Genomic DNA, 13,329 nt, shown 5'->3' with positions numbered 1-13,329 from the left:
TCAAGGGCATTCTCCTCAGCCTACAACGAGGGGGGTGGCGAGGGCAGTGTTCGTCTGATCACTCCGGCACCCCTCGGGCTGCTCCGTCAGGCGCCGTTGACGGCGAGGAGGCGGGCGGTGCGGGGGCTGGCTCCGGGGAGGGAGATCGGGATGCCGAGGCCGGCGCACATGCGCTGGGCGCGGGCGAGGGCGCTGAGGGTGGCCGGGGTCGGGTCGGCGCTGGGCAGGTCGATGACGACCCGGGCCGGGCGGTGCGAGTGGACGAGGGCCTGGATCTGGAGGGCCGCCGCGGCGCGGTTGGTGACGTCGAGGTCGCGGGCGAGGGCGACGTGCAGGACGTCGTGGCGAACGGCGTGGCTGATGAGCATGGTGTCCCTCCGCGCAGGACGACGGGGCCCGTGGGCGGGGCCCGGGCGCAGTCGTCCGAGGATGCCACGGAGTGCGCCGCGCGGCCGTCCGGCGCGGCGGGACACGCCCTCCGGCCCGTCGGCGTGGGTGACGGCGGCCGGTGGGGCGGGCCCCTGGGCGCGCTCGGGAGGGTGCGACGCCGCCGCACGGGGCCGGGCCGTCGCGCCGGAGGGCGGGACCGCGTCTCCTCGCGGGCCCGGGGGCGCGGGCGCGGGAAAGAGACGGGAGACGGCGTCATGGCGGGGAGCGGAAGCAGGTGGCCCGGCGATGATCGCCCATTAGGGTGAGCCAGGCCGGAAGCGACCGGTCGACATTTCGAACGCGACCTTCACGACAGGGCGGTTTCATGACCTGGTTCGATCTTCCCCTCGGTGAACTCCGCGCCTGGCGCAGCGCGTCCCGGGAGCCCGGGGACTTCGACGCGTTCTGGACACGGACGCTGGACGAGGCGCGCGGCCACGCGCTGGACGCGCGGTTCGAGCCCGTCACGACGGGCCTGACGACGGTGCAGACGTACGACGTCACCTTCGCCGGTTTCGGCGGCCACCCCGTGAAGGGGTGGCTCGTGCTTCCCGCCGGCACCACCGAACCCCTGCCGGTGGTCGTGGAGTTCATCGGTTACGGGGGCGGGCGCAGCCTCCCCCACACGCATCTCCTGTGGGCCTCGGCCGGGTTCGCGCACTTCGTGATGGACACCCGTGGCCAGGGCAGCGGTTGGGCTCCCGGTGACACGGCCGACCCGGTGGGCAGCGGGCCCTCGTTCCCCGGCTTCATGACGCGCGGGATCGAGGATCCGTCCACGTACTTCTACCGGCGGCTCTACACGGACGCCGTCCGGGCGGTGGAGGCCGCCCGGTCCCATCCGCTGGTGGACGCGGCACGGACGGCGGTGACGGGGGTGAGCCAGGGCGGCGGCATCACCGTGGCCGTGGCCGGGCTGGTACCGGACCTGGCGGCGGTGGCGCCGGACGTACCGTTCCTCTGCGACTTCCCCCGGGCCATGACCGTGACCGACCGGGCGCCCTACCGGGAGATCGGCGATTACCTCAAGACGCACCGGGGCCGGGTCGAGCGGGTGCGGACCACCCTGTCGTACTTCGACGGTGTGCACTTCGCGGCGCGGGCGACGGCGCCGGCGCTGTTCTCGACCGCGTTGGAGGACCAGACGTGCCCGCCGTCGACGGTGTTCGCCGCGTTCAACGCGTACGCGGAGCCGGACAAGGCGATCGAGGTCTACGACTTCAACGACCACGAGGGCGGCGGCCCGTTCCAGCAGGCGGCGCAGCTGCGCTGGCTGCCGGAGCGGCTGCGCGGCCGGCCGCGCGCCGGGCGGTGACCGGCGTCCCACGCGGGGCGGAGCCTGCCGAGGCCTCCGGGGGCGGGGCGTACGGGACGCGTCGAGGCCTCTCGCGAAGGCGCGGCGCCGCGTGGGCCGGGTGGCCCGCGGGTGGCGGTGGCCGGCCCGGTGGGGTGCCCGACGCGTGAGGCGCGGCGGGCGAGCGGCGGGTGCCCGCCGTCAGGACGGGCACCGCGCTCATCGGCTCAACGGCTCGTCAGCTCAGTGCCAGTACTTCATGGTCGCCCCTCCTCCCTCTCCCGTGGGCGCAGGCTGACCTCGAAGCGGTCGAGACCGCGGAGGGTCAGATTGCGCCGGTGGACCGGTTCCGCGACCGCCCGTGCGTCCGGGTGCTCCCCGGCCAGGGTCCCGAGGACCGTGCCGGCGAGCCGGATGGCGAGGGAGGCGCCCAGACAGGCGTGGGCCCCGCGTCCGAACCCCAGGTGCGGGTTCGGGGCGCGGTCCAGCCGCAGTTCGAAGGGGCGGTCGAAGCGGAGCGGGTCGTGGTTGGCGGCGCCCAGGAGGAGCGTGACCGGGTCACCCGCGCCGATGGTGACGCCGCCCAGTTCGGTGTCGGTGACGCAGACCCGGGCGTCGCCCTGGACGGGCGCGTCGTACCGGATGAGTTCGTCCACGGCCGGGCCGGGGGTCGCCCGGAAGGCGTCGAGCGCGCCGGGTGTGGTGAGGAGCGCGGCGGCGGCGTTGCCGAGGAGCCGGGAGGCCGATTCGTACCCGGCGTGGAGGACGGCGCGCAGACTGTTCCGCAGAACCGTTTCCGCAACGCCGCTGTCCGCGGCGTGCGCGGCGACGTGGGCGATGAGGCCGCTCTCCGGCGGATCGGCGAGCCAGCCGCCGGCGTACGCGGCCAGCTGGGCCCGGGCCTCGACCGCGGGCTCGTGCTTCTCCGGCCAGAGCCCGGCGTCCATGCCGTCGACGACGGTACGGGACATGGGCACGAACCAGTCGAGCGCGGGCGGGGGCACACCGAGGAACTCGGTGACGAAGCCGAGGGCGAGGGGCTCCGCGAGCTCCCCGACCAGGTCGAAGGAGGGGCGCCGGGCCAGCGTGGCCAGCAGGTCGCGCGTGCGGTGCTCCAGCGTGTCGTGCAGGGCGTCGCGGTCCTGGACGCGGAAGCCGTCGAGCAGGAGGTGCCGTACGGCGGTGTGCTCCGGCGGGTCGAGGGTCTGCACGCTCAGCAGCGGCGCGGGGACGTCCTCGCCCGCCCGGCGCCAGTCGGAGGCGAAGCGGGCGCTGTCGGTGAGGACGGCGAGGCAGTCCGCGTGCCGGGTGAGCACCCAGGAGCCGAGCGGCTCGTGCCAGAAGACGGGGCGGTCGGCGCGCATCCGCGCGTAGGCGGGATACGGGTCCCGGAGCACCTCGGGACGGGCCAGGTCCAGGAGTGGGTCGACAGCGGCCGCTTGATCCACGAAACGTCTCCCCCTGCGCGCATGAGGCCTTGGTGAGGCCGTCGTTGCTTCCAAGTTGAGCGAACGCGACGCCTGGTCGCCGGTGGGCGAGAGCGTCCCGCTGGTACGTCGTCCGAGCCGGGCGCCGGTGACGCTACCACGCAACTTCCCCGGCTGGTATGACTACCTGCCTCAGATCTTTCACCTTGCTTCGGGGAGTTGCGGAAGATGACCGGTCAGGACCAGGCGATTGTGCACGACGTGCCGGTGAACGTAGCCCAACAGCCCGACCCCTACCCGCTGTTCGAGCGCATCCGCGAGCATGGCGCGGTGCAGCGGGTACGGCTGAATCCGACCCTTGAGGTCTGGATGGTGACGGGCTACGACGAGGCCGTGGCCGCGCTCACCGACCCCCGGCTCAGCAGCAGCCCCGTCGGGGTCTCCGGCCTGGAGGAGGAGATGGCCCACCAGGAGCGCACCAACGTCCTGATGGCCAGCATGCTCGTCGCCGACGGCGAGGACCACACACGGCTGCGGAACCTCGTCTCCAAGGCCTTCACCGCGCGGCGCGTCGAGCAGCTGGCACCCCGGATCCAGGCCCACACCGACGCCTTCCTCGACGCCTTCGCGGGGCGGGGGACCGCCGACCTCGTCGCCGAGTTCGCCCTGCCGCTGCCGATGGCGGTCCTCAGCGAGCTCATCGGCATCCCCGCCGAGGGGCAACCGGACTTCGCCCGTCTCGCCGTCGGCCTCATCATGCCGCCGAACACGCCCGAGCGGCTCGCCAAGGGAGCCCGGGCCCGGGCGGAACTCACGCAGTTCTTCGAGCCGTTGATCGCCCGGCGCAAGAAGGAGCCGCAGGACGACCTGCTGAGCGCCCTGTGCGCCGCCCAGTCCGAGGCCCGCATCAGCGACCGTGAGCTGACCGCCATGGCCGTGCTGCTCACGCTCGCCGGGCACGAGACCACGGCCGGCCTCATCGCCAACGGCGTCCACGCCCTCCTGCGCCATCCGGAGCAGTGCGCGGCGCTGCGGGACGACCCGTCGCTGCTGCCCGGCGCGATCGAGGAACTCCTGCGCTACGAGGGGCCGGTGAGCCGGGGCGTGGCCCGCTTCACCGTCGATCCGTACGAGATCGGCGGGGTCACCGTGCCCGCCGGCGAGATGATCATCATCGGTCTGGCCGCGGCCAACCGCGACCCGGCCCGCTACGACCGTCCCGACCTTCTCGACGTGGCACGCCGGGAGGTCCCGCAACAGCTCGCTTTCGGCCATGGTGTGCATTTCTGCCTGGGCGCGCCGCTGGCCCGGGCGGAGGCCCGTGTCGCCATCGGGACCCTGCTGCGGCGTCTCCCCGACCTGCGGCTCGCGGACCCCGGCGCCGACCTCAGCCGGCGCGAGGGCATCCTGCGCGGCATGGCGACCCTGCCCGTGGTCTTCACACCGCAGGCCTGATCAAGGTTCCGGCGAGAGAGGGAGCAGGCCATGGGAGCGTCCTCCGGCACGGCGGAGTTCGACGCGATCGCACCCGGGTACGACGAGTCGCGCGGCGGTACGGCACGGGCGGCGGGGTTCGCCGGGCAGCTGGCGCCGCTGCTCGACCCGGCGCTTCCGGTGCTCGACATCGGGGTCGGCACCGGCATCGTGGCCGCCGAACTGGCCGCCCGGGGGCACCGCGTGCACGGACTCGACCTCTCCCCCGGCATGCTCGCCCGCGCCCGGGCGCGGCTGGGCGACCGGGTGGCGGTGGCGGACGCCGGCCGGCTGCCCGTGCGGGACGGGGTGGTCGGTCAGGCGGTCTCGACCTGGCTCCTGCACGCCGGGCCCGACCGCCGCGCCGTGTTCTCCGAGGTGGCGAGAGTGCTGCGGCCCGGTGGCCGGTGGCTGGTGATTCCGGCGGGTGGCGTGCGCCCCTCGGACGACATCGGACGGCTCGTCGACGCGCTGGAGGACCGGCTCGATCCGGAACGGACGCGCCGCGACGACCCGGAGACCCTCGCGCCGGTGGCGGCGTCGAACGGGCTGGTCCTGGAGGGCACCGCCTCGCAGCGCCCCACCACCTTCCGGGTGACTCCCCGCTCCATGGCCGCTTCCCTCGCGCGCGGCCTGTTCACGGGCGCCTGGCCGGTCACGGGGCCGGCGGCCGAACGTCTCCTCGCGGAGACCCGCGAGCGGCTTCTGGCCCTCCCGGACCCCGACCGCCCCCGGGTGCGGGAGGCGGCGGACTTCGTCATGGTGTTCCGGAAGGAGAGCTGAACGGCCCGGCCGGGGGTGCGGCACCGGCGGAGCAGGCACTCAGGGCAGCGGTCGGCGCAGGGCGGCGGCGTAGGCGTCGTCCGGGTCCAGGTGGCGGAGTTCCTCGGCGATCAGCTCGGCGGTGGTGCGCACCTTGAGGGCGAGCACGCGGCTCGGCTGGCCGGGGATCGCCAGCCGGGCCACCGGGCCTTCGGGGCGGTCGATGCGGATCTCGCCGTCGGGGGTGCCCATGCGCACGGCCGTGATCACGGGCCCCTCGCTGATGACCCGTTCGACGGGGACGCCGAGGCGTTCCTCGAACCAGCGGGCGAGGAGTTCGGCGCTCGGGTTCTCCGCCTCGCTCTCGACCGCGGCGGAGGTCACCGTCGCGCGGGCCTGGTCCAGCGCGGCGGCCAGCATGGAACGCCAGGGCGTGAGCCGGGTCCAGGCGAGGTCGGTGTCGCCGGGGGCGTACGAGGCGGCGCGCGTCTCCAGCGCGGTCAGCGGGTCCTCGACGGCGTACATGTCGGTGATGCGGCGCTGGGCGAGCGCGCCGAGCGGGTCGCGGGAGGGGTTGTCGGGGGCGTCGACCGGCCACCAGACGACCACGGGCGCGTCGGGCAGGAGCAGGGGCAGCACCACGGAGTCGGCGCGGGCGCCGAGTTCACCGTGGAGGCGCAGGAGCACGGTCTCGCCGGAGCCGGCGTCGGTGCCGAGTCTGACCTCGGCGTCGAGGCGGGCCTCCGCCCGCTCCCGGGGGGATCGGGCGTGGCGCTTGATGACCACGAGGATGCGCGAGGGGTGTTCCTTGGATGCCTCGTTGGCGGCCTTGACCGCGTCGTAGGCGTTCTCCTCGTCGGTGACGATCACCAGGGTGAGGACGACGCCGACGGCGGGGGTGCCGACGGCCCGGCGGCCCTGGAGGATCGCTTTGTTGATCTTGCTGGCGTTGGTGTCCGTGAGATCGATCTTCATGCCCGCGCCCGTCCCTTCCTCTGCGGCGAGCCTAACCCGCCGGGAGGGCGGGCGCGTTGCGGGCCGCCCCGCCGGGCCGGCCGGGGCGGTTTCCGGACGAGCGCCCGGCCGGGACGCGAGGGTCCCGGCCGGTGCGGGGTCCGGGTCAGACGGGTTCCGCGTCCGCGGCCTCGTCGTCGGCCGACCGGACCTGGGCCCGGCGGCCGACGACCGCGGCGGCGGCGAGCGCGGTGCCGATGAAGGCGGTGGCCACCACCCAGGGGCGGTCGAGTACGTGCCCGGTGGCATGGTCCAGGGAGTAGCGGCCGGCTCCGGCGATACCGATGGCGGCGGCGGTGAAGCCGAGGAAGGCGGGGTACTCGTAGCCGCCGCCCTGGGCGAAGAAACCGGCCGGGGCGTGGACGGCGACCGCGCCCGCCATGGCACCGGCCGCGGCCGCACCGGCCGCCGGGGTGGCGAGGCCCAGGGCGAGCAGCGCGCCGCCGCCCGCCTCGCCGAGGCCCGCCGCGACGGCGCTCTGGCGGCCCGGGGAGAAGCCCATGGCCTCCATCGCGTGCGTGGTGCCCTCGATGCCACCGCCGCCGAACCAGCCGAACAGCTTCTGCGTGCCGTGCGCGGCGAGTACGGCGCCGGTGCCGACCCGCAGCACAAGCAGCCCGAGGTCGCGTCGGTTGGGGTGGGCCATGGCGTTCTCCAGGTGCGGGGAGGGGGACACGTACGCCGTCCACTCTCCGCCCCGGCGCCGGACCCCGCCGCTCTGACACCCGCCCGGCTGCTCCATACGTGTCAGGTTTCACCGAGGGCCCGCCGTCCCGGGGCCCCGGCCCGGCCGCCCGGACACCTGGCTGCCGTTCCCGGGCGGGCCGTGGGGCGCTCTTGACCTGTGCGCTACATTTTGCCGGTCCTCGACCGCCGATCTTTCCTGATCGCTATCTCTTCCGGAGCCGGCATTCCATGACCGACATCGTCAACGGCCTCGGCCGGGCCACCGCCTACGGCGCCCTCGGCGTGGTGCTGCTGATCCTCGGCATCGTCCTGGTGGACCTGCTCACCCCGGGCAAGCTCGGACGGCAGATCTGGGAGGAGCGCAACCGCAACGCCTCCGTCCTGCTGAGTTCGGCCCTCCTCGGCATCGGCGGCATCGTCTTCACCTCGATCTGGACGACGTACGACAACTTCGGCAAGGGCCTTCTCTCCACGGCCGCGTTCGGGCTGCTCGGCCTGGTGATGATGGCCGTGGCGTTCCTGGTGGTCGACCTCGTGACGCCCGGCCGGCTCGGCGCCACGCTGGTCGAACCGGAACCGCACCCGGCGGTGTGGGTGACCGCCTCCTGCAACCTCGCGGTCTCGGCGATCGTCTCCGCCTCCATCGCCTGACGGCCCGCCGCGACGGCGCCGCTACCGGGTGACCGGCTCGACCTCCAGGAAGCGGCGGCCGCGCGGCCCCCGGTAGAGCAGGGCCTCCCAGCCGAGCCGTTCGAGCACGGGGACGCAGCCCTCCAGGGCGGAGGCCTCCTGCCCCGCCGCTCCCCCGCCGGGCGGGCCGAGCCACTCCACCACGGCGGTCCCCGGCCGTTCGCCGGCCCGCACCCGGTAGCCGGTGGCGGTGCGTGCCCCCGAGGCGTCCACCGCCGAGGGCGTGACACCGCCGGCCTCCAGGGCCAGGGACACCGCGCGGACCGGCTGCCGCCGCTCCCACACGGCCGGGACGGCGGTGGGGTCGCCGCCGCCCGGCGGGTTGGTCAGCCGTCTGATCCCGAGCAGGCCGTCGAGGGCGGCGCGGACCTCACGCGACCGCTGCTCCGCCCCGTCCGGGGGCGGCGGCGGCCCGTCGCCCGTGGCCGCATCGAAGGCGCCCTTCTCCGGCCGTTCGGTCACAGCAGCCGCCGGATGTCACCCCGGACGCGGTAGAAGCCGCCCGCCGCCGGGTGCAGCGCGTCGACCACGTAGCGGGCGCCCGGTTCCCGGATGGCCCTCGGGAACTGCACGTTCCACGTGGACTCGTACCCCTCGGAGACGACCCGGACCCGGGTCCGGCCGAATTCCTGGACGCACTCGACGACGATCGCGCCGGCCGGGGCGTCGCGGACGGCGGTGACGGCCGAGGCCGTCGTCGCCGGCTGGTACGTGGGCAGGGCGGCGGCGAGCTTGATGTCCCGGGCCACCGGCACGGTGCCCTGCTGGGCGGCCTGGATCGCCGCTTCGCTCGCGTCCACGCACACCAGGGAACCGTCGGTGGTGACCAGGTACAGCCGCTCGTCGCGGTACTGCATGGAGAGCGCCGAACCACCGCCGGTGCCCAGCTTCCAGAGCCGGGTGCCGTCCTCCGCGAAGCAGTAGACCGACGAGGAGGAGTCGCCCGCGAAGACGAACCGTCCGCCGGGCGAGGTCGCGCACGAGTAGACGGGGCTGTCGCAGGCGTACACGGCCTCGACCCGGCCGTCCTTCTTCGCGAGGCGCTGCACCTTCCTGCGGGCCGTGCCCGCGTACACCGAGGTGTCCTCCTGCCAGCCGAAGAGGACCCCGCCGTCGGTGGTGGTGTGCCACAGCTCGCCACCGCCGTCCGGCGCGTGGGCCGCGACGCCCTGCGAGTCGCCGTGGTAGACGGCGTCGGAGTCGGCGCGGATCATCCAGGCGTGCTCGCCGCGCCCGCCCCGCGCCCACTGGTGCTCGTCCTCGTGGTCGATCACGGTGAGCCGGCCCGAGCGGTCGGCGACGTGCAGGACGCCCTCGTGGATGTCGAGCCAGAAGATGTCGACGTCGGTGGCGATGTCGTAGGCGGCGAAGGGAAGCTTGGACGACAGGTCGTAGACCTTGCCGTCGTCACAGCCCGCGTAGATCCAGAAGTCGTCCGCCACCAGGCACTTGACGCCGTCCGGCAGGCTGAACCGGGCCTGGACCTCTCCGGAGCGGTCGAGCGTGAACACGTCGCCGGCCTGGTTGCCCACCCAGCAGCGCTCCTCGTCGACATGGATGCCGAAGGCGGCGGAGCCGGTGCGGAACCGCCAGAGGACCGGGGCGACGGCGCGGGCGGTGGAGGGCGCCGAGGTGACCTCACGGCGGGTGACGGGCCGCGCGGCGCGCTGTCCGCGCACGGCGGGGGCGTACCCCTTGCGGACCTTCTCCCCTATCTTCTTCGCCGCGGCGGCCCGGGCCTTCTCGTGCGTCGGGAAGGTGGACCGCTGCGTCTGCCCGGCCGTGCCGATCCGGCCGTAACGGACCGACACCGCGAGGTCCTCGACGGTCACTTCGTAGAACTTGTGGGCACCGCCGCCGTCCTGCGACAGCTCCAGATAGGTCGTCGTCATGGGAGGAACGCTAAGGGGAGCCACTGACAACGGGCGGCCGGCGAGCCCGCGGCCGCGGAGCCGCCGCCCGGGTGCGGGAGAGCGGGCCCGGCGGGGCCGGGGGACCAAAGACCCGGACATTCAGGACTTCCGTCGCGGCATCGCGGACACGCACGGCTGTGACGATGGCCTTCGAAGATCATCCGACGAGCCGTCACCTCCCGGGCGGCCGGAAGGGCCCTCATGACCGAGAGACAGAAGCGGCCCCTGCCCGTACGGGTGCGCCCGCACCCGGACGGCATACCGATGGACGACCTCTTCCGTGCGGACCCCGGCGACGGCACGGTCCGCGCGCGGGCGACCGCCGGGACGCACAGCGGCGGCACGGACGGTGCGAACCGTACGGGCGCCACCGCGCCCCTGCCCCGGGCGACGGCTCCGGCCGCCCTCCCCGCGGGCCTCCCCCGCCGCCCGCCGCCCTCCGATCCGGACCTGACCGAGCGTCCGGGCCGGTCCCTGCCGGGCTGGGTGGCCCTCCTCGCCGCCCTGGCCGCCCTCGCCGGCGCGGCGTTCCTCCTGTGGCGGGCGGGCCCGCCGCCGAGCGGCCGCACGGCGCCGTGGGAGTGGGCCGCACCGGCCGGCTGCGCGGCCGTCGCCGTCGTCGCCCTCGGCGGTCTGACCCGGGGGCGGACCGGTTCCGCCTGGGTGCTCTCCCTGTTCGGCCGCTACCGGGGCAGCGTGCGCCGTACCGGTCTGCTCTGGATGAGCCCGTTCGTCCTCCGGCGCCGGATCGACGTGCGGCTGCGGCACTGGCGCAGCGAACCGATCGCCGTGGTGGACGCCGAGGGTTCGGCGCTGCGGGCGGTGGTCCTGGTGGTGTGGTCGGTACGGGACACGGCCCGCGCGACGTTCGCCGTGGACGACCATGTCACCTATCTGCGGGAGCAGGTGGAGGCGGCCACCGCGCGCGTGCTGTCCCGCCTGCCCGCGGACGCCTTCCGGGGCGACACGCCGTCCCTGCGGGACACGGAGGCCGTCGGCGACGCGCTGACCCGTCTGCTCTCCGCCGAGTGCCGGCCGGTCGGGATCACCGTCTTCTCCGCGCAGCCGGTCCGCGTCGAGTACGCGCCCGAGGTGGCGGCCGCGATGCGGCGGCGGCAGATCGCCGCGCTCGACGCGAAGCACCGCGACCTGGTCCTCACCGGTGTGATCGACGCCGTGGACGACACGGTGACGCGGCTGACCGCCCGCGGGCTGGTCGAACTCGACGACTTCGAACGCCAGGCCCTGGTCAAGGACCTGACCGTGGCCTTCTGCACCCGGCGGGGAGCCCTGCCCGAACAGCCCCGGCAGTGAGCGGGACCGGCGCAGGGCGACGCGGAACGACAAGGACCGACAAGGAGAGACGAGGAGTGACGAGGACCATGGACGTTCCCGTGTTCACCGAGGAGATGTCCGCCGACTGCGCGTGTCCGGGCTGCGCCGCCGTGCCCGGCCGGGGGCCCGGCGCGCCGGGGAGCCGGTACGGGGCCGGTGGCGGCCTGCGCGGGGTGCGCCGCGCCGTCGTCGTGGCCGCCGGGGCCATCGCCCTCGCCGGCGCCTGCGCCGGAACCGCGGCGGCCGAACCCGCCCCGGCGCACGCCGGCTGGGACGGCTCCCGGTACTGGTTCCGCGACGCGGCCGGTGCGTGGCGCTGGACCGCCCACCACGCCACGTACCTCCGGCGGACGGGCACGCCCGCGCCCGGGCACCCCGCGCCCACGACCGGTGCGGGCCGGCCCGGCGAGCCGGTCTTCCGGGGCCGGGCGGGATGGGACGCGCGGGACCGCGTCTACTGGTACCGGTCGCGCGGCCACTGGTACTGGACCGCGCACCGGGACACGTACGAACAGCGGACCGGCCTTTCGGGGGGAGGCCCCGGGGCCCGTCCGGAGCCGGGGCCGAAGCCGGAACCGCGGCCGGGACACCGGCGGAAGCCGGCGACGCCGGTGACTCCCCCGCGGTCCGGGCAGGGCCGAGGATGGTCGGCGCCCGTCGCGCCGTACGTCCTCACCGCCTCCTACGGGCAGCCCGGTGCGTGGTCGAAGGGGTACCACACGGGGCAGGACTTCGCGGTGCCCTCGGGCACGCCGGTCCGCGCGGTGGGGCCGGGGCGGGTGGTGACGGCCGGGTACGGCGGCGCGTACGGCTACCAGGTGGTGATCCGCCACCCGGACGGCCACTGGACGCAGTACGCCCACCTCTCCCGTGTCGACGTCTCCCCCGGGCAGTACGTCGCCGCCGGGCAGCGCGTCGCGCGGTCGGGGGCGACGGGCCGGGTGACGGGTCCTCATCTGCACTTCGAGGTGCGGACCGGCCCGCGCTTCGGCTCGGACGTGAACCCGCTGGCGTATCTGCGGAGGCACGGCGTACCGGTCTGACGGCGGCAGCACGGTCGGGGGCCGCTCAGCCCGTCACGCGCTCGATCCAGGCGGTGAGGTCGGCGACCACCTCGTCCCGGTTGGTCTCGTTGAGCACCTCGTGGCGGGCGCCGGGGTAGGCGCGGTAGGTGACGTCGGTCAGGCCGGCCGCACGGTAGCGGGAGACCAGCAGATCGGTGAGGGTGAGACCGGCGTTGAGGGGGTCGCGGTCGCCGGCGAGGACGTGGAGCGGCAGCCCGGCCGGGATGCCGGCGGGGACGGCGAGCCGTGCGGCGGCGGCGCCCATGTCGGCCATGCCCCGGTCGTCGACCGTGAAGCCGCACAGCGGATCGGCGAGGTAGGCGTCGACCTGCCGCTCGTCGCGGCTGAGCCAGTCCGCCGGCGTACGCCGGGGCGTGAAGCCGGCGTTGAAGGCGTCGAAGGCGCCGCCGCGCGCGCCGCTCCCCTCCTCGGCGGCCTTCCGGGCGGCCGACGCGAGACCGGCGAGGAGGCGGTCCACGGCCGTCGTGCCGGACAGGGCGACGCCGTCGACGAGACCGGGATGGTCGAGCAGGTACTGCTGGGCGGCGAAGGACCCCATGCTGTGCCCGAGGAGGACCACCGGGGCGCCGGGGTGGCGCTCCCGCGCGATCCGGGTGAGGGCGGCCATGTCCGCGACCAGCAGGTTCCATCCGTCCTCGCCCAGGTGCCCGAGCGCGGCGTGCGCGGAACGACCGTGCCCCCGGTGGTCGGCGGCGTAGACGGCGTAGCCGCGCCCGACGAGGTGTCCGGCGAGCGGGGCGTAACGGCCGGCGTGCTCGCCCATCCCGTGCGCGATCTGCACGATGCCTCGCGGCGGACCGGCCGGGAGCCAGGTGTGCACGTGGAGGACCGCGCCGTCCTGTGACGTGTAGGTGAACATGACGGCTCCCGACTGCCTGCGTGCCTGCCGCGACCGGGGCGGTCTCCCCGCCGGGCGCCGGGCCTGCCGGGACCCGGTGGCCGCCACCGTAAGGGGCGCCGCCGGGGCGGGCAGCCCCGTGGGGGCGTGATCCCCGTCTCAGGCGGGGTGCGGTGCGCCCGGGGTGCGGGCGCCTGCGCCGTGCGCGCGTCTCCCGGAGGCGCAGATACGGAAAAACCGGGTCGGGGCTTGACATCGACCGTGGTTGAGGTCGGACGCTTCCTTCATGAACCTCACCGACACCGGCCTGCGGCCGGACGCACGTCCCGACCTCACCCGCCCCGACGCGGGGCTCGTCCTGGCCTCCCTCTGGCACACCGAG

General features: G+C 75.0%; 13 protein-coding genes. 6 read left to right on the top strand and 7 right to left on the bottom strand.

Going from position 1 to position 13,329, the window contains the following annotated elements; translation table 11 throughout:
* Positions 1-86: 86 nt before the first annotated feature.
* On the bottom strand, positions 87-368 hold the full coding sequence (locus RIF68_RS10850) for a hypothetical protein (protein WP_309050962.1): 282 nt from the start codon (positions 366-368) through the stop codon (positions 87-89).
* A 386-nt stretch (positions 369-754) separates the two neighbouring features.
* Between RIF68_RS10850 and RIF68_RS10845 the strand changes: the two genes are divergently transcribed.
* Positions 755-1,744 (top strand): acetylxylan esterase, encoded by a 990-nt coding sequence (locus RIF68_RS10845; RefSeq protein ID WP_309050961.1) that lies wholly within the window; start codon positions 755-757, stop codon positions 1,742-1,744.
* A 236-nt stretch (positions 1,745-1,980) separates the two neighbouring features.
* Here the strand turns inward: RIF68_RS10845 and RIF68_RS10840 are convergent, their stop codons facing one another.
* Positions 1,981-3,171 carry a cytochrome P450 gene (locus tag RIF68_RS10840; protein ID WP_309050960.1) on the bottom strand — a complete coding sequence of 397 codons (1,191 nt, stop codon included), beginning with the start codon at positions 3,169-3,171 and terminating at the stop codon, positions 1,981-1,983.
* 207 nt (positions 3,172-3,378) lie between these two features.
* On the opposite strand from RIF68_RS10840, the gene RIF68_RS10835 reads away from it, so the two are divergent.
* Both RIF68_RS10835 and RIF68_RS10830 read left to right on the top strand, forming a co-directional pair.
* Entirely contained in the window at positions 3,379-4,605 is a 1,227-nt protein-coding gene (locus tag RIF68_RS10835) for a cytochrome P450 (RefSeq protein WP_309050959.1), read from the top strand.
* A 30-nt stretch (positions 4,606-4,635) separates the two neighbouring features.
* Entirely contained in the window at positions 4,636-5,406 is a 771-nt protein-coding gene (locus tag RIF68_RS10830; RefSeq protein ID WP_309050958.1) for a class I SAM-dependent methyltransferase, read from the top strand.
* Positions 5,407-5,445: 39 nt separating this feature from the next.
* Here RIF68_RS10830 and opcA read toward each other — a convergent pair whose 3' ends face one another.
* Both opcA and RIF68_RS10820 read right to left on the bottom strand, forming a co-directional pair.
* Positions 5,446-6,360 carry a glucose-6-phosphate dehydrogenase assembly protein OpcA gene (gene opcA / locus RIF68_RS10825; protein ID WP_309050957.1) on the bottom strand — a complete coding sequence of 305 codons (915 nt, stop codon included), beginning with the start codon at positions 6,358-6,360 and terminating at the stop codon, positions 5,446-5,448.
* Between the two features lie 145 nt (positions 6,361-6,505).
* The gene (locus RIF68_RS10820; protein WP_309050963.1) at positions 6,506-7,045 is read right to left on the bottom strand and encodes a DoxX family membrane protein; all 540 of its coding nucleotides are present in this window, start codon (positions 7,043-7,045) and stop codon (positions 6,506-6,508) included.
* Between the two features lie 269 nt (positions 7,046-7,314).
* Between RIF68_RS10820 and RIF68_RS10815 the strand changes: the two genes are divergently transcribed.
* Positions 7,315-7,737 (top strand): DUF350 domain-containing protein, encoded by a 423-nt coding sequence (locus tag RIF68_RS10815; protein WP_309050956.1) that lies wholly within the window; start codon positions 7,315-7,317, stop codon positions 7,735-7,737.
* Positions 7,738-7,758: 21 nt separating this feature from the next.
* Here RIF68_RS10815 and RIF68_RS10810 read toward each other — a convergent pair whose 3' ends face one another.
* Together RIF68_RS10810 and RIF68_RS10805 are read right to left on the bottom strand one after the other, a co-directional pair.
* A complete protein-coding gene (locus RIF68_RS10810; protein WP_309050955.1) occupies positions 7,759-8,238 on the bottom strand; it encodes a hypothetical protein in 480 nt (159 codons plus the stop codon).
* Positions 8,235-9,668, bottom strand: coding sequence for a WGR domain-containing protein (locus tag RIF68_RS10805; protein ID WP_309050954.1), 1,434 nt, complete (start codon positions 9,666-9,668; stop codon positions 8,235-8,237). The genes RIF68_RS10810 and RIF68_RS10805 overlap by 4 nt, the downstream gene beginning before the upstream one ends.
* A 222-nt stretch (positions 9,669-9,890) precedes the next feature.
* Here RIF68_RS10805 and RIF68_RS10800 point away from each other — a divergent pair, with 222 nt between their 5' ends.
* Both RIF68_RS10800 and RIF68_RS10795 read left to right on the top strand, forming a co-directional pair.
* Complete coding sequence (locus RIF68_RS10800; protein ID WP_309050953.1) at positions 9,891-11,003, top strand: SPFH domain-containing protein; 1,113 nt, start codon at positions 9,891-9,893, stop codon at positions 11,001-11,003.
* 68 nt (positions 11,004-11,071) lie between these two features.
* Entirely contained in the window at positions 11,072-12,067 is a 996-nt protein-coding gene (locus RIF68_RS10795; protein WP_309050952.1) for a M23 family metallopeptidase, read from the top strand.
* 25 nt (positions 12,068-12,092) lie between these two features.
* Here the strand turns inward: RIF68_RS10795 and RIF68_RS10790 are convergent, their stop codons facing one another.
* Positions 12,093-12,968 (bottom strand): alpha/beta hydrolase, encoded by an 876-nt coding sequence (locus RIF68_RS10790; protein ID WP_309050951.1) that lies wholly within the window; start codon positions 12,966-12,968, stop codon positions 12,093-12,095.
* Positions 12,969-13,329: the final 361 nt, after the last annotated feature.

Source organism: Streptomyces sp. (assembly GCF_031178505.1).
Classification (GTDB): Bacteria; Actinomycetota; Actinomycetes; order Streptomycetales; family Streptomycetaceae; genus Streptomyces; species Streptomyces gulbargensis.
The sequence above is the reverse complement of the archived record's forward strand: the minus strand, read 5'-3'. Positions and strand labels throughout refer to the sequence as shown.